Source organism: Bacillus cereus group sp. N24 (assembly GCF_016483345.1).
GTDB lineage: Bacteria > Bacillota > Bacilli > Bacillales > Bacillaceae_G > Bacillus_A > Bacillus_A toyonensis.
The window spans coordinates 1-227 of record NZ_JAEHCA010000176.1 but is presented as its reverse complement, the minus strand read 5'-3'; the positions used below and the strand labels follow the sequence as shown (position 1 = coordinate 227).

Below are 227 nucleotides of genomic sequence, written 5' to 3'. Positions count from 1 at the left end.
GGTGCGGCTGGATCACCTCCTTTCTATGGAGAATTGATGAACGCTGTTCATCAATATAAGTTTCCGTGTTTCGTTTTCGTTTAGTTTTGAGAGTTCAATTCAATATTGACTCTTAAATGAGGATATGATATAAATAAATCCTGCAATTTGTATGGGCCTATAGCTCAGCTGGTTAGAGCGCACGCCTGATAAGCGTGAGGTCGATGGTTCGAGTCCATTTAGGCCCA

At 41.9% G+C, this 227-nt stretch carries 1 tRNA gene; it reads left to right on the top strand.

Annotated elements, in window-relative coordinates:
- Positions 1–153: 153 nt before the first annotated feature.
- A tRNA-Ile gene (locus tag JDS95_RS30925) sits at positions 154–227 on the top strand.